This window comes from Rhodococcus sp. MEB032 (assembly GCF_030208925.1).
Taxonomy (GTDB): Bacteria; Actinomycetota; Actinomycetes; order Mycobacteriales; family Mycobacteriaceae; genus Rhodococcus_F; species Rhodococcus_F qingshengii.
The window spans coordinates 156,123-175,834 of the sequence record NZ_JARVSY010000015.1 but is presented as its reverse complement, the minus strand read 5'-3'; the positions used below and the strand labels follow the sequence as shown (position 1 = coordinate 175,834).

The 19,712-nt window shown below is 63.0% G+C and carries 18 protein-coding genes; 11 read left to right on the top strand and 7 right to left on the bottom strand.

Annotation, left to right across the window (positions count from 1 at the left end; genetic code table 11):
* The first annotated feature begins 125 nt into the window (after positions 1-125).
* From QRN54_RS17730 to QRN54_RS17715, 4 genes are read left to right on the top strand one after another with little or no spacing between them, the layout of a single operon-like run.
* Positions 126-1,685: an amino acid permease gene (locus QRN54_RS17730; protein ID WP_252194411.1), complete on the top strand. Its 1,560-nt coding sequence runs from the start codon at positions 126-128 to the stop codon at positions 1,683-1,685.
* Positions 1,686-1,687: 2 nt separating this feature from the next.
* Positions 1,688-2,521 carry an urea amidolyase associated protein UAAP1 gene (locus tag QRN54_RS17725; RefSeq protein ID WP_047270362.1) on the top strand — a complete coding sequence of 278 codons (834 nt, stop codon included), beginning with the start codon at positions 1,688-1,690 and terminating at the stop codon, positions 2,519-2,521.
* Positions 2,518-3,171 carry an urea amidolyase associated protein UAAP2 gene (locus QRN54_RS17720; protein ID WP_007728099.1) on the top strand — a complete coding sequence of 218 codons (654 nt, stop codon included), beginning with the start codon at positions 2,518-2,520 and terminating at the stop codon, positions 3,169-3,171. The genes QRN54_RS17725 and QRN54_RS17720 overlap by 4 nt, the downstream gene beginning before the upstream one ends.
* Positions 3,168-5,150 carry a 5-oxoprolinase/urea amidolyase family protein gene (locus tag QRN54_RS17715; RefSeq protein ID WP_003944981.1) on the top strand — a complete coding sequence of 661 codons (1,983 nt, stop codon included), beginning with the start codon at positions 3,168-3,170 and terminating at the stop codon, positions 5,148-5,150. Before QRN54_RS17720 ends, QRN54_RS17715 begins: the two co-directional genes overlap by 4 nt.
* Positions 5,151-5,265: 115 nt before the next feature.
* Here QRN54_RS17715 and QRN54_RS17710 read toward each other — a convergent pair whose 3' ends face one another.
* From QRN54_RS17710 to QRN54_RS17695, 4 genes are read right to left on the bottom strand one after another with little or no spacing between them, the layout of a single operon-like run.
* Positions 5,266-6,048 carry a Fic/DOC family protein gene (locus QRN54_RS17710; protein ID WP_065352441.1) on the bottom strand — a complete coding sequence of 261 codons (783 nt, stop codon included), beginning with the start codon at positions 6,046-6,048 and terminating at the stop codon, positions 5,266-5,268.
* On the bottom strand, positions 6,045-7,478 hold the full coding sequence (locus QRN54_RS17705) for a putative nucleotidyltransferase substrate binding domain-containing protein (RefSeq protein ID WP_230691685.1): 1,434 nt from the start codon (positions 7,476-7,478) through the stop codon (positions 6,045-6,047). The genes QRN54_RS17710 and QRN54_RS17705 overlap by 4 nt, the downstream gene beginning before the upstream one ends.
* 49 nt (positions 7,479-7,527) lie before the next feature.
* Positions 7,528-8,412 (bottom strand): DUF5995 family protein, encoded by an 885-nt coding sequence (locus QRN54_RS17700; protein WP_082845804.1) that lies wholly within the window; start codon positions 8,410-8,412, stop codon positions 7,528-7,530.
* A 53-nt stretch (positions 8,413-8,465) separates the two neighbouring features.
* Positions 8,466-8,831 carry a RidA family protein gene (locus tag QRN54_RS17695; protein ID WP_019748335.1) on the bottom strand — a complete coding sequence of 122 codons (366 nt, stop codon included), beginning with the start codon at positions 8,829-8,831 and terminating at the stop codon, positions 8,466-8,468.
* A gap of 98 nt (positions 8,832-8,929) precedes the next feature.
* Here QRN54_RS17695 and QRN54_RS17690 point away from each other — a divergent pair, with 98 nt between their 5' ends.
* The 4 genes from QRN54_RS17690 to QRN54_RS17675 are packed head-to-tail and all read left to right on the top strand — an operon-like array spanning position 8,930 to position 14,674.
* Entirely contained in the window at positions 8,930-9,967 is a 1,038-nt protein-coding gene (locus QRN54_RS17690) for an Rv2578c family radical SAM protein (RefSeq protein WP_003944842.1), read from the top strand.
* Positions 9,968-10,025: 58 nt separating this feature from the next.
* On the top strand, positions 10,026-11,429 hold the full coding sequence (locus QRN54_RS17685) for a 3' terminal RNA ribose 2'-O-methyltransferase Hen1 (protein ID WP_370333883.1): 1,404 nt from the start codon (positions 10,026-10,028) through the stop codon (positions 11,427-11,429).
* Positions 11,426-13,969 (top strand): polynucleotide kinase-phosphatase, encoded by a 2,544-nt coding sequence (locus QRN54_RS17680; protein ID WP_285182667.1) that lies wholly within the window; start codon positions 11,426-11,428, stop codon positions 13,967-13,969. The genes QRN54_RS17685 and QRN54_RS17680 overlap by 4 nt, the downstream gene beginning before the upstream one ends.
* Before the next feature lie 36 nt (positions 13,970-14,005).
* Entirely contained in the window at positions 14,006-14,674 is a 669-nt protein-coding gene (locus tag QRN54_RS17675) for a class I SAM-dependent methyltransferase (RefSeq protein ID WP_042449164.1), read from the top strand.
* Here the strand turns inward: QRN54_RS17675 and QRN54_RS17670 are convergent.
* Entirely contained in the window at positions 14,635-15,864 is a 1,230-nt protein-coding gene (locus QRN54_RS17670; protein WP_285182664.1) for an MFS transporter, read from the bottom strand. The genes QRN54_RS17675 and QRN54_RS17670 overlap by 40 nt on opposite strands.
* 70 nt (positions 15,865-15,934) lie before the next feature.
* On the opposite strand from QRN54_RS17670, the gene QRN54_RS17665 reads away from it, so the two are divergent.
* Together QRN54_RS17665 and QRN54_RS17660 are read left to right on the top strand one after the other, a co-directional pair.
* Positions 15,935-16,990 (top strand): LacI family DNA-binding transcriptional regulator, encoded by a 1,056-nt coding sequence (locus QRN54_RS17665; RefSeq protein WP_256938262.1) that lies wholly within the window; start codon positions 15,935-15,937, stop codon positions 16,988-16,990.
* On the top strand, positions 16,987-17,442 hold the full coding sequence (locus QRN54_RS17660; protein WP_279395254.1) for a hypothetical protein: 456 nt from the start codon (positions 16,987-16,989) through the stop codon (positions 17,440-17,442). The genes QRN54_RS17665 and QRN54_RS17660 overlap by 4 nt, the downstream gene beginning before the upstream one ends.
* 95 nt (positions 17,443-17,537) lie before the next feature.
* Here QRN54_RS17660 and QRN54_RS17655 read toward each other — a convergent pair whose 3' ends face one another.
* On the bottom strand, positions 17,538-18,356 hold the full coding sequence (locus QRN54_RS17655; RefSeq protein ID WP_064444568.1) for a helix-turn-helix domain-containing protein: 819 nt from the start codon (positions 18,354-18,356) through the stop codon (positions 17,538-17,540).
* An 89-nt stretch (positions 18,357-18,445) separates the two neighbouring features.
* Between QRN54_RS17655 and QRN54_RS17650 the strand changes: the two genes are divergently transcribed.
* On the top strand, positions 18,446-18,817 hold the full coding sequence (locus QRN54_RS17650; RefSeq protein WP_054781205.1) for a cupin domain-containing protein: 372 nt from the start codon (positions 18,446-18,448) through the stop codon (positions 18,815-18,817).
* Here the strand turns inward: QRN54_RS17650 and QRN54_RS17645 are convergent.
* Complete coding sequence (locus QRN54_RS17645; RefSeq protein ID WP_285182662.1) at positions 18,785-19,546, bottom strand: HD domain-containing protein; 762 nt, start codon at positions 19,544-19,546, stop codon at positions 18,785-18,787. The two genes, QRN54_RS17650 and QRN54_RS17645, sit on opposite strands and share 33 nt — an antisense overlap.
* Positions 19,547-19,712 lie beyond the last annotated feature (166 nt).

Here is a 19,712-nt window from a genome sequence, read left to right as displayed (position 1 = left end):
CAACGAGCCTGTTACAGAATCAGGCGAATCGTATACGCGGGCGTCACCTGCGGCGAGTGGATTTCGCGAAAACTATCAATCGACAGTTATTCGCCTCTGAATCGCTTCGCCGAAGGAGTACGCCGTTGAGTGCAACCACCCCGGCTGCGCAGCCCATCACCGCATCCGCACTCGCCTCTTCGCCTCACGACGACGGTGACCTCGCGGAGTTCGGCTACGAGCAGCAGCTGCATCGATCGCTGGGAAAGTTCGCGTCTTTCGCCGCGGGCTTCTCCTTCGTCTCCATCCTGACCACGATCTTCCAATTGTTCGGCCTCGGTTTCGGTTTCGCGGGTCCGGCATTCTTCTGGACGTGGCCGGTCGTCTTCATCGGTCAGTTCATGGTCGCTCTCAACTTCGCGGAACTTGCTGCCAGATATCCGATTTCGGGTGCCATCTACCAGTGGTCGCGGCGGATGGGTGGTGAGATCGTCGGCTGGTTCGCCGGTTGGTTCATGATTCTCGCTCAGATCGTCACTGCATCGGCCGCCGCGATCGCCTTGCAGGTCGTGCTCCCCAATGTGTGGAGCGGGTTCCAGATCATCGGCGAGGACAGCGCACTCACCTCATCGAGTGGTGCCGCCAACGCCGTGCTGCTCGGATCGGTACTTCTGGTTCTGACCACCTTCATCAACTGCATCGGCGTCAATTGGATGTCGCGTATCAACAACATCGGCGTGACCTGCGAAATCGTCGGTGTGATCGCAGTGATCGGGATGTTCTTCACCCACGCTCAGCGCGGACCGGACGTCGTCTTCGACACCGGCAGTGCCGGCGGTCAGCCCGGATACGCCTGGGCGTGGATCATGTCCGGACTGATGGCTGCTTACGTCATGGTCGGCTTCGGTTCGGCAGGCGAACTGGCCGAGGAGACCCGCAACCCCCGACGCGTCGCACCTCGTACGATCCGGCTTGCACTGTCCGCTTCCGCGCTCGGCGGCGGCTTGATGATCCTCGGCGCGTTGATGGCAGCGCCCTCACTCACCGACGGACGCCTGGCCACGGAAGGTTTGCCGTACGTACTGACATCGATTCTCAGTTCCCCGTGGGGCACGGTCTTGTTGATCGACGTCTCGATCGCAGTGTTCGTGTGCACCTTGGCCATTCAGACTGCTGCTTCACGGCTGATGTTCTCGATGGCCCGCGACGGGCGGCTTCCTGCCTCGCAGGTACTGGCAAAGGTCAACCCCCGCACCGGAACACCTATCGCGCCGTCCGTCCTCATCGGTCTGGTCTGCATTGCCGTCCTGGCCGTCAACGTGGGCAACTCGGCAATTTTTGCAACCCTGTCCAGCGTATGCATCATCTTGATCTACTTGGCCTACCTCATGGTGACCGTGCCGCTGCTGGTTCAGCGTCTCAAGGGATGGCCTCGCACGGCAGTCGGCCCCAAGTTCGACGCCGAAGGCAAAAAGCTTTTCTCCCTGGGCATCTGGGGAGTTCCGGTCAACATCGCCGCGGTTGTGTACGGCACGCTGATGGTGATCAACCTGTCCTGGCCACGAGCCGAGATCTTCAACCCCACCGGGGAGTACCCCATTCTGCAGTGGGCCGCGCCCATCACGGTAGCGCTGGTCGTGGGGCTGGGAGTCGCTTGCTTCCCACGTGGCCGCGCCACCCCGAATCCCGTCACGATCGGAGCCTGACCATGAGTACTCAGACCACCGCCGGAGCACGCGAGCATGCCCGGTCTCAAGCTGGAACGATCACCGATTCCATGCCCGTATTGCCGGCAACGCGTTGGCCGAACCCACCCGAAGACGTCGCTCCCGAACGTCTGACCTGGGCTGAGACCGTGCCGGGTGGGCGGTACACGACCAAGGTTCTCGCACGTGGAACCCGATTGCGACTTCGCGACATCGCTGGCAGCGCCTGCGCAAACATCTTGCTCTATCGCGCCGACGCCCCCTGGGAGCGTCTCAACGTCGCCGATACCGTCAAGGTGCCATGGCAGGCCTATCTCGGCGTCGGGCACCCGTTGCTCTCCGATCAGGGGCGAGTACTTGCGACCGTGGTCGCAGACACGTCGGGTCACCACGACGCGTTCTGCGGAACGACGTCACGCGCCACCAACGAGGCGAAGTACGGGCAGGGTTCGCTGCACAGTGCCTCACCCGCCGGTCGTGAACTGTTCACCGTCGCTGCCGCGAAGAACGGACTCGGGCCGCAGGACATAGCGCCGCCGTTGTCCTTCTTCCATGGTGTCCGCGTCGAGGCGGACGGCGCTCTCACCAGTACGGGGTCCGCCGGCTCAGGCGCAACGGTCGACCTTCTGATTCACCTGCCCGTCATCGTGATGATCGCCAACACCGCGCACCCACTCGATCCGGCGCCGCAGTTTCCCACCACGTCCCTCGAAGTGCTCGCGTGGAAGGCCGCCGACGAACTCGGCAGCCTTGACGATCTCGGGCCGGAATACCAACGCGCAGTGCTCAATACCGAAGATGCCTGGACGGCTTCGAACCTGGAGGAGATCGCATGACCACCACCTTGGATGTCCCCGCCCTCGTTCCCGGAACGGTGATCCTCGACGAGATTGCTGACGCATTCGGGCCGTGGTCCGCAGTTGTCCGTGCCGGTGACGTTCTGACCATCGTCGATCTACACGGAAATCAAGCCGTCGACACCCTCGTCTACGCTGGTGACGATCACAGCGTTCGGTACTCGGCAGCAGCGACGGTCACAGCCCAGAAGAACCTGTTTCTGTCCACAGGCTCCGTGCTCCGCAGTGACGACGGAACTCCACTCATGACCCTGGTCGCAGACGAGGTCGGAAACCACGACACCGTCGGCGGCGCGTGCTCACAGGAATCGAACACCCTGCGATACGGCCACCACACCAAGCATCAGCACGCGTGCGTCGAGAACTTCCTCGTCGAGGGCGCAAAATGGGGGCTCGGTAAGCGGGACCTGGTGTCCAACATCAACTTCTTCATGAACGTCCCGGTCGACCCCGACGGCACACTCGGAATCGTCGACGGACTGTCGGCACCAGGCAAGCGGCTCGCGTTGCGTGCCGAACGTGACGTGCTCGTCCTCGTGTCCAACTGCCCGCAGATCAACAACCCGTGCAACGGCTTCGATCCCACGGCCGTCCGCATGATCGTCACACGGCCGGGAGCAGACGAATGAACGCAAAACTGACCATCGTGCGTCCCGGAATGCTGACGACGGTTCAGGACTATCCAGGACGCGTCGGATACTGGCAGATCGGAGTCCCACCATCGGGCCCGATGGACGACCTGTCGTTTCGGTTGGGAAACACCGCACTCGGAAACCCCGAAGGCGCCCCCGGCATCGAATGCGCGATGGCCGGACCTGCCATGACGTTCGACGAAGACACCACGGTCTGCATCACAGGTGCCCCGGTGTCGGTGACCGTCGACGGCGTCGTACACGGTCAGTGGCGTCCCGTTCTCGTCCCCGCTGGATCGGTGCTCGACGTCGGAACGGTCAGCGGCCCGGGACTGCGCATCTACGTACTCGTACAGGGCGGAATCGAGACCGACGACTATCTCGGCAGTGCGTCGACCTTCACCCTGGGCAGGTTCGGGGGACACGAAGGTAGGACTCTGCGGGCAGGAGACGTTCTCAAACTCGGACAGGCGACCGGGGTCGCGGGAGCTGTTCCCGCCGAGCATGTTCCGGCGATACACACGTGCTGGGAACTTGCGGTGACCGAGGGCCCGCACGGGGCGCCGGAGTTCTTCACCCGCTCCGACATCGACACGCTGTACGCGACCGAGTACGAGGTCCACTTCAACTCCGACCGCACCGGTGTCCGGTTGATAGGTCCGAAACCTGACTGGGCCAGAACCACCGGCGGCGAAGCGGGACTTCACCCTTCGAACATCCACGACAACGCGTATTCGATCGGTGCACTCGACTTCACCGGCGACACGCCCATCCTCCTCGGACCAGACGGACCGAGCCTCGGCGGCTTCGTCTGCCCGATCACAGTGGTGTCCGCTGATCGCTGGAAGCTCGGACAGTTGGCTCCCGGGAACAAGATTCGCTTCGTGCCGGTCCGCGCCGAACGGGCAGCCTCCCGGCGTGACCTCGGAGTATCGCGTCGAGCGTCCAATTCGGTTGTTCATTCCTCCGGTGGTGACGGCGACGACGGCGTCATAGCCCGCCGTGACGGCGACACCGCGGTCACGTACCGGCGCTCAGGCGATGACAACGTGTTGGTCGAATACGGCGACATGAATCTCGACCTGGCGTTACGTGCGCGTGCTCATGCACTGCATCAGCGACTCGAAGCCGAGAAGCCGGCCGGACTACTCGATCTCACCCCGGGAATCCGCAGCCTGCAGGTCCGCGTCGACCCGGACGTGCTGCCCGTCGGCAAACTGATGGGAATGCTCGCCGAGGCGGAGGACACCTTGCCTGCTGCCAACGAACTTGTTGTGCCCAGTCGCACTGTGCGGATGCCACTGTCGTGGGACGACCCGGCAACGCGCGAAGCGATCCAGCGGTACATGCACGGAGTGCGCGCGGACGCGCCGTGGTGCCCGTGGAACATCGAGTTCATCCGCCGGATGAACGGTCTCGAATCCGTGAACGACGTATTCGACACCGTTTTCGGCGCCGAATACATGGTGCTCGGACTCGGCGACGTCTACCTCGGAGCTCCGGTCGCGACGCCGCTCGACCCACGTCATCGCCTTGTCACGACCAAGTACAACCCCGCCCGTACCTGGACCCCCGAAAACGCCGTCGGGATCGGTGGGGCTTACCTCTGCATCTACGGCATGGAAGGCCCAGGTGGGTACCAGTTCGTTGGACGTACGACGCAGGTGTGGAATCACCGCCACCCCGCGAAGTCGGGCCCGTTCGAGGAGGGCACTCCGTGGTTGCTGCGATTCTTCGACCGGATCTCCTGGTACCCCGTCGAGCCGGAAGAGTTGATGGATCTGCGCGCGGACACCGCCGCCGGCCGCGGCGGGGGCGTCGAGATCGAGGACGGCAGCTTCTCGCTGGCCGAGCATCAGGAGTTCCTCGCGTCGAACTCGCGCTCGATCGAGGAGTTCCGTGCGATGCAGTCCGTCGCGTTCGGGGCCGAGCGTCAGCGCTGGTCCGACGCAGGGGAGTTCGCGCTGCCCGGTTGATGGTCGAGTGAGCACCCTTTTCCTCGAGTGAGCACCGCTTCCAGAGTGTCGGAAGCGGTGCTCACTCAGCAGTAACGGTGTTCAGTCCGCCTGGAACGGGCAGCAGATGTTTGCGTCAGCGAGTCAGCGCGCGATTGAACAGATCGATGAACGGGCGAGGCGACGGGGTTCCGGTGGGCCGGAAAGGCGCAGAATCCCTCGACGCGGATACCCACTCGGTTCTGCTCACCCGCGACAAGTCGAGCTGATACCGGGTGTCCGCGGCGAGTCGGTGCAGGAAGAGGGTTCCGGTTCGCCCGTTTCCTTCCCGAAACGGGTGGGCATGATTGAGCGTCGAGTACACCGATGCGAGCGCGAACGACGCAGCGCCGTGATCGAGTGCTACCCAATCGACGGCGGCGATGATCTCTTCGACCTCGGACAGGTAGTTCCGAATCGCCGAGACCGGAGCAAACGTTGCCGCACCTTTCCTGATGTCGACGGTTCTGATGTGTCCGGCCCACTGGTACAGATCTTGGAAAACGTGCTGGTGAAGTAGGAGAAGTTCGGCTGTGTCTCGCGTGTGCGGTACGAGGTCGCTGCCGAGATGCGCCTCACCCAGACGAAGCGCGGTCGCCGCGAACTCGAGTGATTGCAGTGCGGCGGGATCTCGTACGTCGAAATTGTTCTCGAGAACCGATGTACCGCGATAGACGTACGGCGCTGATCGTCGCCAGCGGATCCGCGGGGGAATCGCAGACGAGAGGCCGACGGCTCGCGCCAATTCCTGCTCGAAATACTCACGCCGAGAGAGCATCCCGATCATGACGGCCTCGAGTTCCGCGATCTGCTCGTTACTCGGATCCCAGCCTTCGAGGCGCTCCGCCGCTAGAACCTGTTCGAGCGCAGTGTGATTCACGGGTCGATGTCGGGTAGCGCCGACGCGGACGCGGCATATTCGAGTCGTCGTTGCACACCTGCGACCTCGCGCACTGCATTGCTCAGCAAGCTCCGCGAGAGCGGAGTGAGTTCGGAGATCACGACTTCGTCGGTCGGTGGCCGACCTGCCGCGAACTGATCGGTCTGGTGGCGGACACGAATCTGCTGCAACACCTCGAAAGATTCGATCAGTACCTGGGCGTCGTCGTCGAGTAGGAAACCGCTTCCCGCTGCAGCCTTGAGGCGTTCGAGTGTCGAACTCGTGCGGGCGCCCACGGAAATCCCCGCCCAACGAGCGATGTTCACGATCGGTTGGACGGCGCTGGCTTTGAGGTCGACGGTTCCGGTCCGACGCGTCATCACGTCCTTGAACGAATGGAGCTTTGCCTTGTCTCCGACGGCTTCGCGAAGGAGCAGTCGCATGACGGCCGGGTGCAGTCGCAGTTGATCCAACGCCGCAGGGCGAGGATCCAACGCCGGATCGCCCGCGACGACGCGGGCATCCGCCAGCATCGACAACATGACCAGGGCCTGGTCCTGGTACGGATTGGATACCCATTTCCGCAGCGCAGTGCGCCATTGTGGGAGCGTCCGAGCGAACCTGGCCTGGGTCGCGACGGCGTTCTTGGTGTCGCGAGGGAACCCGCAGAGATCGAGGATGTCGTGGATCGTCTTCGCGGCGTCGGCTCCCTCGTGATGAGATTCGCCGCCCCACACCAGCGCACTGTCGATATCCGAAGAGGGGAGCGCTTCACGTCTGGCGACGCTGCCGAGCGACAGCCACGCGAAATCCGGTCGCTCGTCTCCGCCCACCACCAATTCGATGGCGCGCCTGACCGTCACGTCGATCAGCACCGCCAGCGTCGCACCGATGTCGAGCGGTGAGACCCGTGACGCCACCAATTCCGTCACCAGAACAGGGACCGCGCGGGCTGTTTCGACGAGGTGGGCGTCATCCTGTGCTGTGGCGAGCGCTGCGCGCAGTTCGAAACCCTGATTGGTGGCCGAAGTCAGGAGGTCGCTGAGTTCGAGCACGCCCATCAGTGCGCCTGCCTCGGTCACGACCGGGAGATGGCGCAATCCGTACTCGAGCATGTCGGTCACGGCGTCGGCGCCCAATCGATCCGGATCGACTGTCACTGCTGACGGCGTCATCACCGTTGATACCGGCTGATTGCTGTCGATACCACCGACTACCACACGAGCACGTAGGTCACCTTCGGTGAAGATTCCGAAACCGTTTGTCTCCGTCGGGATCACAACAGCGCGGCGGCCCGCATCGGTCATCAACTTCGCGGCCTCGCGGATGGTTGCCCGGCCATCGCAGACAATTGCGGGCCCGCGCAACAGGTCTCGCACCCGGCGCATGGCGGGACTCTGCATGCCTTGCCCCGTCGAGTGCCCCGTCATGGGGTCATTGTCGCAGGTGTGTCCGGTTCAGGCAGCGGAGGGTGAGATGTCAGAGACCACCGAGTCGCGAGAGTACGTCGAGAGCGGAATCTGTAGTACGCCAGAGCGCGTCGATCTCCTGTTCTGCGCCGGGACGTGTCTGCGGATTCTGGAGGGCGAACCCGTTGGCCAGCGTGATGGTGTTGTATCCGCTGTCGGCGGCGCGGAGCAACAGTTCCGAGGGCTGCGAGTTTCCGGCCAATCGGTCGAGTCCTTCGCCGACGAAGTAGAACCGCCAGAGGGGCCCGAGATCGGCGTCGTACTCGGCCTTGGTGAGCGTCACGATCGAACCACCTTTGACGGCAATGGAATCGACGATCTTGTAGAAATCGGGGACATCCTCTGCTGTGGTTCCGGAAGCGGCGACGGCGTGAGCGAGGTCGACGGTGAGATGCGCGTTGTAGCCGGCCATGGCGACTCGTGCCGGACTGGCGTCGCACTGACGCGTCAGGGTGAAGTAGTTGTTCCACGCCGGATCTGTGGGAGTGCCGGTGAACTCCGCATGGACGTTCACCAGGTACCTTCGCAGCAATTCGTAGCTGACCGAATGGGCCCACTCGTCATTGTCGAAGGCCGCGGGGTCTCGCTGCAGCGGCATCACCGCCTCGTGCTCGACAGCGTCGAGGCCGACGGAGAACAGGCCTCGCCAATCGTGGTGGGAGACGAGGATCGACGTGATCTCACGATGACGTTCGACAGCGGTCTCGAGCCGAGGCAGTCCGGCACCGTTCAGGGTCGTGACGTCGCTGAGTTCGGCAATCCGGCCCACCTCGGCATTGCTCAACTGGCTGCCGCAAGCCGTCGAAAGACTCTCGCCCGGTTCTGCGAGTGCAGAACCGGGCGAGAGGAAAGCGGCGGTGATGCCGAGCGCGAGCGTCAACGGATACAGCCGCATCGGTTTCATCGGCTCAGACTAGGCGCCCATTTCACAAATGTCCGGATTGGCGATCAGCTGAGAACCGCGTCGGCCTCGATCTCGATGAGCAGAGCGGGGTCGATCAGCGAGCTGACCTCGAGGATCGTCGTGGCGGGACGAATCTCGCCGAACACTTCACCGTGCGCGAGAGCGGCCTGCTCCCACTGCGTCATGTCGCGCAGGTACATGCGAGTGCGGATGACGTCGTCGAGCGAGGCGCCGGCCTCGGCAAGTGCTGCCTTGATAGTTTCGAGCGCCGCGCGGGTCTGATCTGTGAGGGTCTCACCAGGAGCGGTGGTGCCGGAGACTGCGATCTGGTTACCGATGCGCACGGCACGGGAGTAACCGATCTTGGGTTCCCATTCGGAACCGGACGAAATATTGATTCTGTTCGACATGCACCGAATTCTGCCAACAACTTCCCGGCCGTGGTGAGGCACGGTCGGGTATTCGCTCCATCTTGACATACCTTAGAACAAGTGTTCGACTTGGGGCCATGAGGTGGTCGGGTCAGGCATTGGATGCAGATGACGGAGCGCTACCCGGACTCGAACGAGCCGGGTTGGTTCGCTCCGTGCAGACTCCCGAGTTCGAGGGAATCACGTTTCACGAGGTGCTCTGCAAGAGCGCGCTCAACAAGATGCCCGAAGAGTCGACGTTGCCGTTCAGCTTCACCGTCAACGCTTTTCGTGGTTGCTCGCACGCATGCCGATATTGTTTCGCGAGACCGAGTCACGAGTATCTCGACCTCGACGCCGGCGCGGATTTCGATTCCCAAGTGGTCGTGAAGACGAACATTGCCGCGGTGCTCCGCAAAGAGTTGGCGCGAAAGTCCTGGAAGCGGGAGGCGGTGGCACTGGGTACCAACACCGATCCCTATCAGCGAGCGGAGGGCCGATACCGCTTGATGCCCGGCATTATTCGCGCGTTGACCGAATCCGGAACTCCCTTCTCGATCTTGACGAAGGGAACTTTGCTCCGACGGGACCTGCCGCTGTTGAAAATGGCGGCGGCGCAGGTCGACGTCGGAATCGGAGTGTCGTTGGCGATCAACGACGCTGCACTTCAGAAGCAGATCGAGCCTGGTACCCCGTCGCCGCGGGCGCGTCTCGAGATGATCCGCGCCATCACCGACGCGGGATTCTCGTGCAATGTCATGGTGGCGCCGGTCATTCCGTTCCTCACCGATTCCACCAGTCATCTCGACGGGCTGTTCGAGGCACTGTCCGAAGCCGGTGCGACGAGTGTGACGGTCTTCCCGATGCACCTGCGGGGGAGTACTCGGGGTTGGTTCATGAATTGGCTTGCTCAGGAACATCCGGCGCTCATCCGTCGCTACCGCGAGCTGTACGGGCGGGGCGCGTATGTCACTCCCGAATACAAGCGTTGGCTCGCAAGCCGTGTCGAGCCATTGGTCGAGCGCCATGGGTTGGGTGGTCGTTCGGAGCATCGAGACGTCAGTGCAGCTGGCAGTGAGCCGCGTGAGGCGCCCCGGGAACTGGTGGGTGCGGGAGCAGCTCTCACTTTGTTCTGACGGCCGCGGGCGCGTAAATCGGAGGCGCCCCGGACGTTTGCCGGGCTACATTCGCCTGGTGCTACTCACACTGACGTCCACCCCGACCCCGCAGACTCCTGATGCGACCGCGTTGAGCTACCTGCTGCACAAACATCCCGACCGCGTGCAAAGCTTCGACTTGGCGATCGGCACCGCCACGGTTCTGTACCCGGAGGCCTCGGCCGAAAAGACCACGGTGGCAGTGATTGTGGACGTCGACCCCATCGAACTTGTGCAGAGTAGGTATCGACGCGGCAAGAGTGGCGACAACTTTTCGCTGGGTGAGTATGTCAACGATCGGCCGTATGCGGCGTCGTCCATACTCTCGGTTGCTCTGTCGAAGCTGTTTCGCACCGCGTTGACGGGAACGTGCAAGTCGCACCCGGAACTCGTCGGAACCGAACTCGCGTTGACCGTCTCGATTCCGGTGGTTCCGTGCGGCGGCGATGCGGAATTGCCTCGTCGGTTGTTCGAGCCGCTGGGCTGGGATGTGACCGCGATACCGGTGCAGCTTGATCCGCACCTGCCGACGTGGGGAAACTCCGACTTCGTGTCGTTGACGCTCACCGGGGAACACACGGTGCAGAGTGCCCTTCGGCACCTCTACGTGCTGTTGCCGGTCCTCGACGACGTGAAGCACTACTGGGTGGGACCCGACGAGGCAGACAAGTTGATCCGCGTCGCTGGAGAGTGGTTAGCGTCGCATCCGGATTCCGCGCTGATCATGTCCCGCTACCTGGCGCGTCGACGCGACCTGGTCGAATCGGTGGTCGATCGACTGATTCCCGAACAAGCCGAGGCGCAGATCGAAGTACCGCGACCGGATCCGCCGCTGGCACGGCTTCGCGTCGACGCAGTTTTGGCGACGCTTCAGCGACTGCACGTCAGAACGATTGTCGACATCGGTTGCGGCGAAGGCAAACTGATCGAGGTGCTGATGCCGCACGCTCAATTCGACAAACTTGTCGGCGTCGATGTGAGCGCGCGCGAACTGACACGGGCGCAACGCAGATTGAAGTTCTCCGAAATGTCCGACGCCCAACGTGAACGTGTGTCTTTGATGCAGTCGTCCGCGACGTACCGCGACGCACGCTTGAAAGGCTTCGACGCAGCCGTGCTGATGGAGGTGGTCGAGCACGTCGACACGGCGCGCCTGCCGGCGCTGGTCAGATCGGTCTTCGTGGACGCAGCACCGCAGTATGTGCTGCTGACTACTCCGAATGCCGACTACAACGTGCTGTATCCGGCATTGGCCGCGGGAGAGTTCAGGCACCCCGATCACAGGTTCGAGTTCTCCCGAACCCAATTCCGCGACTGGGCAACCGAAACGGCCCGAGTCCACGGCTATTGCGTGGAGTTCGAATTTGTCGGAGCAATTGATCCGGTCCTTGGCGGGCCGACACAGATGGCAATCTTCACGAAGGAGGCACGAACGTCATGACGGTGTACGAGATTCCAGATCTCGCCCTGGTAGTACTCATCGGCGTCAGTGGCTCGGGAAAGTCGACCTTCGCGGCGCGTCACTTCGGTGAGTTCGAAACTCTCTCGAGTGACACATTGAGAGGGTGGGTCAGTGATGATCCGAACTCACAGGAGTCGACGTCCGATGCTTTCGAAGTGCTGGAGTTCGTCGCGGCCAAGCGTTTGCGACGCGGACGCCTCACGGTGGTCGACGCGACCAACGTCCAGCCCGCCGCGCGCAAGCGACTCGTTGCGTTGGCTCGCGAGCACGACATACTGCCGGTGGCAGTCGTGCTCGATATTCCGGAATCGGTCTGTTCTGCGCGCAACGACGCACGCTCTGATCGGACGTTCGGACGCGACGTGATTCGCCGTCAGCACCAACAGTTGACTCGCTCGCTCCGCGGGTTGGGTAAGGAAGGTTTCCGTACGGTTCACATCCTCAGAGGTGAGGACGCGGTTTTCGAAGCCACATTCTTGCGCCACCCGCTCCGCAGCGATCTGCGTGTCGAGCGTGGTCCGTTCGACGTCATCGGTGACATCCACGGATGTCGAAGCGAGCTCGAGACGCTCCTCGTGAAACTCGGCTACACCGTCGACTACGGGACGGACGGCAGAGCTGTCGATGCGGTGCCGCCGGAAGGGCGAACTGCCGTCTTCCTCGGTGACTACGTGGATCGAGGACCGGATTCGGTCGGTGTGCTGCGTCTGGTCATGGGGATGGTCGCGGCGGGACATGCGATAGCGGTTCCGGGTAACCACGAGAACAAACTCGTCAAGGCCTTGCGCGGTAAGAAGGTCACGGCCAGTCACGGACTCGCCGAGACCCTCGAGCAGATTGCCACCGAGTCGGCGGAGTTCCGGGACAGCGTCGTCGACTTCTGTGACGGGCTCGTCGCGCACCTCGTTCTGGACGACGGCAAACTCGTGGTTGCGCACGCCGGTCTCAAGGAGGACTACCACAACAGGGCGTCCGGCCGAGTGCGAAGCTTTGCGCTCTACGGTGAAACCACCGGTGAAACGGACGAATTCGGCTTACCCGTTCGATACCCGTGGGCGCAGGACTACCGAGGATCAGCCATGGTCCTCTACGGTCACACGCCGGTGCACGAGGTGGAATGGATCAACAACACCGCGTGCCTCGACACCGGCTGTGTGTTCGGTGGATCCCTCACGGCTCTTCGATACCCGGAACGAGAGATCGTGTCGGTTCCGGCGGAGCAGGTTTGGTACGAGCCGGTGGTACCGCTGGCACCGCCGACTCGTGATCCGGACGTGCTCGATCTCGCCGACGTCCTCGAAACGACCGGCGTCGACACCGAACTGCGCGGTCGAGTGTCCGTTCGCACCGACAACGCTGCCGGCGCCCTGGAAGTGATGAGCCGATTCGCGGTCGCGCCGCAATGGCTGCGGTACCTACCGCCGACCATGGCGCCCTGCGCGAGCGCCCAATCCGATGACTATCTGGAACACCCGTCGACCGCGTTCGACGCATACCGGGCCGGCGGAATCGGAACAGTGATCTGCGAAGAGAAGCACATGGGTTCGCGGGCAGTGGTGCTCGTGTGCCGTGATCGATCGGTTGCTCAGTCCCGCTTCGACGCTCCGGATGCGCTCACCGGGATGGTGCACACCCGCACCGGCCGCCAGTTCTTCGACGACGACCTGACTCAGCAGTTGATCGACGACGTCGCCGCCGCAGTCACCTCCGCTGGGTTGTGGGAAGAGTTGGGCACCGACTGGCTGCTCCTCGACTGCGAACTGTTGCCGTGGAACGTCAAAGCGGAAGGTCTGCTGCGCTCGCAGTACGCGTCGGTCGCGGCGGCCGGGCGATCAGACCTCACAGCTCGCGAGGCCGTGCTGGCGCGGGCCGGGTCGCGGGGCCTGGACGTGGCGGAGATGTTCGAACAGACAACTGTTCGGGCCGCCAGTATCGAGCGCTTCGGCGAGGCGTACCGACGGTACGTGTGGCCGACGAACGGACTGGACGGCGTCACCATCGCGCCGTTCCAGATTCTGGCGGCCGAGGGCCAGTCGTACGGGGAACGGGATCACGAATGGCACCTCGGTATTTCGGATCGCCTGGCCGCGGCCGACCCGAGTCGATTTACCACTACACGTCGCCTGGTGGTCGATCTCGGTTCCGAGGACTCGGTGTCCGAAGCGACGAAGTGGTGGGAGTCGCTCACCGGCGACGGTGGTGAGGGGATGGTCGTCAAACCGCTGGCGAATCAGATTCACGGACCGCGGGGGTACAACGCGAAGGTTCAGCCGGGGATCAAGGTCCGCGGCCGGGAGTACCTGCGATTGATCTACGGTGCCGACTACCTCGAACCGTCGACGCTTGCGAGATTGCGTAACCGCAACCTCGGACACAAGCAGTCGATGGCGCTGCGCGAGTACGCGCTCGGCATGGAGGCGGTATCCAGGCTCGTCGACCGTGAACCTTTGTGGCGAGCGCACCAGGCCGTGTTCGCGGTGCTGGCTCTCGAATCGGAGCCGGTCGACCCGCGGTTGTGACGGCCGGTGCGCGGGCTCGGATTGATACCGTCGGGTATGGGTGTGATTGCTCGCTTGGACGGTTTCAATCGACGCCATCCGTGGAGTCACAACGATCACTACGGCCGGTGGGTTCTACGTAATCTGCGCGGGGTCAGGTCCGGTCGCGCTCTCGACGTGGGGAGCGGGACCGGCAATCTGATCGACCTCTTGCGTCGGCGGTTCGACGTGGTGGTCGGTGTGGAACCCGACCTGACAACCTCGGCCGCCGTGCGCGCAAGGTTTGTCGACGACGGGAACGTGATCATCGACGCGCAGCGGATCGAGGACTTTGCATCCGAGGCGAAGTACGACGCGATCACAGTCGTCGCAGCGTTGCATCATCTTCCACTCGAAGAATCGATGAAGCAGCTGAGTAGCCTGCTCGAACCGGGCGGGCGGCTCGTCGTGGTCGGGTGTTATCGATCGACCACAGCCACCGACGCACTCCTGTCGGTGTTGGCGACCGTGTGCAATCCCGTCGTCGGCGTCGTCAAGCATCGACGGGTTGCCTCCGAGCCACTGAAGGCGATGACAGCTCCCACCGCGGAACCGGGTGAGTCGATGGCTGACGTCCGGCGCGCGGCCGCGTTGTGTCTGCCAGGTAGCCGGATCAGGAGACGACTGTTCTGGCGATACACCCTGATCTACGACGAGAGTCCGGCCGGCGCGTCGGTGGGGGAGTGAGTAGACCGTTCCGGTTCCTGGGGAAACGCGCGTCGGCCGAACCCGACTATCGCCAACGAAGCGATCATCAGAGCGACCCCGATGCCCGCCAGATGTGAGAGCCCGCCACTGTCGACGACGGCCGCACCGAGCAGAGCGCCCGTTGCAATCGCGATCTGGAACACGACAACGTAGATGGCCGAGGCACGGTCGGTCCCGATAGGGACGGCGCGCAGAACCGAGGACTGGAGGCAGATCGGAACGGTAGTGAACGCCGCACCCCACAAGATCGTGGCGACGACAGCGAACGCTCCCATCGACGGCGCCAAGAGCCAGAAGATGGCCAGCGCGCCTGCCACCGTCGCGATCGAGATGAGCGTGAAGAGGCGCGGTCGGCGGTCGTAGTACTTGCCGGCGACCCACACTCCGACGGCGCCGGCGGCGCCGTAGACCAGAAGCATCGCGGTACGGATGCCACCGGACGAGCCGAGGCTTTCCTCCACCAGAAGTGTGAAGAACGTGTACGAAGCGAATTGCCCAAAGGCGGCAAACAGCGTTGCCGCGCAGATGACGGCGAGTGCCCGTTTCATCGCCGGTGTCGGCTTCGGTTTGTCTCGCTTACTCCGATGGTGTTGATCGACCGGCATTTCTGGCAACGCACGATGCAGTGAGAAAGCAATGCCCACTGCCACCACACCGATTGCCGCCGACGCGGTCCGCCAACCCCAGGACTGGCCGATCGCCGAAGACAGGGGTCCTCCGAGAACAAAAGCGAGAGACGTACCGGCATACACCATCGCGATGGCCTTGCCCTGTTGTCCGCGCGGAACCAGGGTGGCAGCGACCGGTGCAACGACAGCCCAGAACACTCCGTGCGTCGCAGCGCAGAGCAATCGTCCGATCACGAGCATCGGATAGTTGACGGCCAATGCTGCGACCAGTTGCGACACCGCGAGGGTGGCCACCGTCAGAACGACGACGCGTCGTCGCGGCCAGGTTTTGACCGCTCCGATCAGCGGAAGCGTCAAGACCGCGACACCGTATGCGTAGAAGGTCAGCAGTAGGCCGACACGCCCTTCGGTGATGTCGAGGTCCGTCGAGATTTCGCTGAGCAGTCCGACGGGGAGCATTTCGGCCGTCACGTAGGCGAAGGCTGCTCCGGCCAGTGTCATCAGCCGTAGCGTGGTTGCCTTCGGCAGTCGAGCACTCATGTTGTGTAACGATACATGTATCGATACACACCTGCGCAATGGATATTTTTCACTCGCTATGCTGATGCTCATGGCCATACGTGCGCAGCGTTCGAGTCGTCCGACGATGGCCGACGTCGCCAAGGCCGCAGGCGTGTCGGTGATGTCGGTGTCGTACTCCTTCGCACAGCCCGAGCGCGTGTCTGAATCAACGCGGGCCAAGGTGTTCGCCGCCGCCGAAGAGCTCGAGTACGCGGGCCCGAACCGGGCGGCGCAGTCCTTGCGGAGCGGGAAATTCAACAACATCGCGGTCGTCTTCAGCGAGAAGCTGACGTACGCCTTCGAAGACGCAGTAGCTCGGCGATTCCTCTCGGGAGTCGCCGAAGCGTGCCTGGATGCGAACGCCGGGCTGATGATGCTGCCGAACTCGGGGAAAGCCGGAGACGTCGACAGAGTTCGCGACGCGGCAGTAGACGGTTTTGTCGTCTGGACCACCGTCTTCAACGATCCCATCCTCGACGCGATTGTCGGCACCGGAAAACCCGCATGCATCCAGGGTGGTCCGTTGCACGAGGGTGTGGATCTCGTCGGGATGGACGATGTTGCCGGCGCCGTTGCGATCGGGGCAGTCGGGTTGTCGGGGGCGCAGCGGCCCGCGGTGATCAGCCTTCCGTGGGATCGTGAGCGTCGGTCCGAGATTCGGATGGACGTGGATCCAGGTGAAGCGTTCTTTCCGGTGTCCCGCCATCGGCTCGAGGGCTACGAGCGCGCCGTCCGCGACGCGGGCCTCGATTGGCCCTCGGTGCGGGTGGGGGTGGTCACCGTCAACGAGCGGAGCGAGGGTGCGCGGATGGCTCGGTCCCTGCTCGACGTTCCCGAGAGCCGAAGGCCCGATGTCATCTTGGCGATGAGTGACGAACTGGCTCTGGGGGTTCTGGACGCGATCCGTGAACTCGGCCTCGCGCTGCCCGACGATGTCGCAGTCGTCGGATGGGACGACACAACAGCCGCATCGGACGCCGGCCTGACAACGGTTCGCCAGTCCCTGTTCGATCAAGGGCGCAATGCAGCTCGCGTGGTTCTCGGGCTCGACGATGCGGTCGAGCCGGTCGAATGGTCGGTGCGTCGGCGAACCTCGACGCGATGATCACGCCGGTAGTCATCGACGGTCTGCGTCTTCGGTGGTTTGTCCCTCCAGAATTGGGGGAGACCGTCCGGTGGGGACTCTCCTGGAATGTCGACAACCCGCGCCGGTGGGCGGTTGCCGAGGTCGCGGGTGCATTGCACCTACTTGCCGGAACTCCTCGTGACGACCCAAACGCGCGTCAGGCGTGGATAGACTTCGGCGCAGATGCCGCCACGACCGGGGTAGTTCGGCGCCTGCGGCTCATGTCGATGGAGTCCGACATGCTGCCCGACCCGAAGTTTCCGCACGGCCCGAACTGGGGTTGGGCTACGAGGCAATTCGTGCCTGGCTCCGAGCGCTTCTACGAGTTGGCGCGTGCACCTCGTGCGTTGCGCTCGTACCAGCTGACCGATCGTGAATACGGGCCGCGGCGCGAGGACTTCCTCCTGGTCGACCTCGAGACGGCTGCTTGATCGTTGGGACCTGACACCGTTTTCATTCAGTGGACACAGACTCCAGCTGACCGGAACCAGTGTCTGCTCAACGAAACCGGTGCCAGGTGCTGCGACTAGCGCGCTCCACTGGCCACGTTCAGTGAGTATTTGCCGGGCGGCGCCCCGACATGCTTGACGAAGTGCCGCGACAGGTGGGATTGATCGTGGAATCCGACGTCGACGGCCACGTCCGCCAATTCGCGCCCGGCGAGGATTGCGCGTCGCGCCAGATCGATTCGACGTCCCGTCACGTACTTGTGAGGCGGAAGCCCGAAATGCTTCGCGAAGTTCTTGATCAGATACGTGGGCTTCCGCTGCAGGATGTTCGACGCTTCCCGCATCGTGATTCCCGTTGTGAGTCGCGCATCGAGCAGGTCCCGAAGTTGATCGGCAACGCGTTCGTCAACGGTCGGCGTGTGAAGGGATCGACCTGTGGCCGGTGTGAGGATCTCGTTCAATCTTTCAGCGAGGAACCCCAGGCGACTTTCGGCCTCGAGTGATTCGCCGTCCGGGCCGAGTGCAGAGTGCAGTTGATCGATGCGATGGCGCAGCAGAGGGTCTCGAATCTCGGGGCTGTCCACCGCCGGGCCTATGAGGACCTCGCCGAGAACTGACGTGTCGAGGTAGAGGATTCGTTGACGAAATCCGGCCTCGGTGACCGGAACTCCGTCGTGTGCGATGCCTGGCGGCAACAGAGTCACGATCTCTGGTGCTGCGCCATGAGCGCGATGATCGAGGTCGTATGCAATCGTGCCGCGGTCGACGAGCATCAGGGACCACTGATCGTGCGTGTGTTTGGGATAGGCGTGTCCGACGAAATCGGCATGGAAGACCTCGGTGATTCCCGCGAGGCCCGGTGCCCACGCGGTGATCTGTGCGCCGCGGGGATCCATGTCAGAAACGTACAAGACGCAGCTGCCTCGGGTGACGAAGAGTGGCGGGGTCGTCATCGCAGTGGTGGCGCGCCCGAGGGAGGAACAACATGAACAGTTCGGCAACAGCGGTATCGCTCCGCGAGAAGTTCGGTCAGTTCACCGAGCACTGGTCGCCCAAGAAGATTGCGGGCCTCAATGACTACGAGATCAAGATCGTCAAGATCAAAGGTGAATTCGTCTGGCACTCCCACACCGACACCGACGAAATGTTTCTGGTGACAAAGGGGCAGATCCGAATCCAACTGCGCGACGGAGATGTTTCGCTGGGGCCCGGTGAATTGTTCGTTGTACCTCGCGGAGTCGAGCATTGTCCCATCGCCGAAGAGGAAGCGGAGGTGATGTTGATCGAACCCGTGGGCGTGGTGAATACCGGGAACGTCGGAGGATCACGAACCGCGGTGCTCGAGGACTGGACGTAGCTTGCGGCTCTTCCAATCCAGGGGATTGGTTCGGAGCGGCAGTGCCATGCCCGATCTCCAGAGCGTCGCCGCGCGAGAGTGCGGACGGAGCTGGACCTCGCGCCGCATCGACTGCGTGAACTCGTCGGTGAACCCTGTTCGCGGGTACTCCGCGATTGTTGCATCAACAGTTGCTCGCGGAATTTCGGGCGCACGCCGACCGGCAACGTCGAAATGCGCTGCGGCATGCAGTAGATAGGCGTCAGCGCCCGCGCCGCGGTCGACGGTCAGATCCATGTGCAGACGGATCGCTTCGCCGATTCGCTGTAGGGACCCCTCCGAAGTTCCCACTCGGGTCGCGAGTTCTTCTGCGTCTGCGGCACTGATGTAGGTGAAACACCCGTGCTCGGCCGATCCTTCTGCGCCCAGTCCGACATCGTGAAGGGCGCACGCAGTGAAGAGATCTTCGGGGTCGTACTCGATCGCATCGATCTGCGCGAAGGCGTCGGCCCAGATCCAGCAGCGCAGGCTGTGGTTCAAGACCGCGGGGGAGAGGGTTCCTCTGGCGTGATCGAGCGCTTCGCTGCACAGCTTGGTGTCGGGGAGTGGGCGTTTGCGCAGCTCGGGTGTGCGAGTGGGGTAGCGGCCGAGCCGCAGTCGGAGCGTCGACGGAGCACTCATGGCCTGCGCAGCAGCCGCGCGGGCCATGAGTTGTATCTGCTCGAGAGTGGTGAGCTCACCAGGGCGCATCGAATTCCTGTTCTGGGTGAGGGACAGCTGGATACGAATCTAGTTGGCAGGGAAACTTCTTCACAGATGTCTGATATCTGTCAATGACGGAAACACGGAATTATCCGAATATTGGTTGATAGCAAGTGCCATCCAACGGCAACCCCGAATCTGTAGCCTCACCTCT

Coding starts and splice junctions, on each gene's coding strand:
- QRN54_RS17725 (WP_047270362.1), top strand. CDS start 1,688: ATGAGTACTCAGACCACCGCCGGAGCACGCGAGCATGCCCGGTCTCAA.
- QRN54_RS17720 (WP_007728099.1), top strand. CDS start 2,518: ATGACCACCACCTTGGATGTCCCCGCCCTCGTTCCCGGAACGGTGATC.
- QRN54_RS17715 (WP_003944981.1), top strand. CDS start 3,168: ATGAACGCAAAACTGACCATCGTGCGTCCCGGAATGCTGACGACGGTT.
- QRN54_RS17705 (WP_230691685.1), bottom strand. CDS start 7,478: ATGACGGGGCACTCGACGGGGCAAGGCATGCAGAGTCCCGCCATGCGC.
- QRN54_RS17700 (WP_082845804.1), bottom strand. CDS start 8,412: ATGCGGCTGTATCCGTTGACGCTCGCGCTCGGCATCACCGCCGCTTTC.
- QRN54_RS17695 (WP_019748335.1), bottom strand. CDS start 8,831: ATGTCGAACAGAATCAATATTTCGTCCGGTTCCGAATGGGAACCCAAG.
- QRN54_RS17690 (WP_003944842.1), top strand. CDS start 8,930: ATGAGGTGGTCGGGTCAGGCATTGGATGCAGATGACGGAGCGCTACCC.
- QRN54_RS17680 (WP_285182667.1), top strand. CDS start 11,426: ATGACGGTGTACGAGATTCCAGATCTCGCCCTGGTAGTACTCATCGGC.
- QRN54_RS17675 (WP_042449164.1), top strand. CDS start 14,006: ATGGGTGTGATTGCTCGCTTGGACGGTTTCAATCGACGCCATCCGTGG.
- QRN54_RS17670 (WP_285182664.1), bottom strand. CDS start 15,864: ATGAGTGCTCGACTGCCGAAGGCAACCACGCTACGGCTGATGACACTG.
- QRN54_RS17665 (WP_256938262.1), top strand. CDS start 15,935: ATGGCCATACGTGCGCAGCGTTCGAGTCGTCCGACGATGGCCGACGTC.
- QRN54_RS17660 (WP_279395254.1), top strand. CDS start 16,987: ATGATCACGCCGGTAGTCATCGACGGTCTGCGTCTTCGGTGGTTTGTC.
- QRN54_RS17655 (WP_064444568.1), bottom strand. CDS start 18,356: ATGGATCCCCGCGGCGCACAGATCACCGCGTGGGCACCGGGCCTCGCG.
- QRN54_RS17650 (WP_054781205.1), top strand. CDS start 18,446: ATGAACAGTTCGGCAACAGCGGTATCGCTCCGCGAGAAGTTCGGTCAG.
- QRN54_RS17645 (WP_285182662.1), bottom strand. CDS start 19,546: ATGCGCCCTGGTGAGCTCACCACTCTCGAGCAGATACAACTCATGGCC.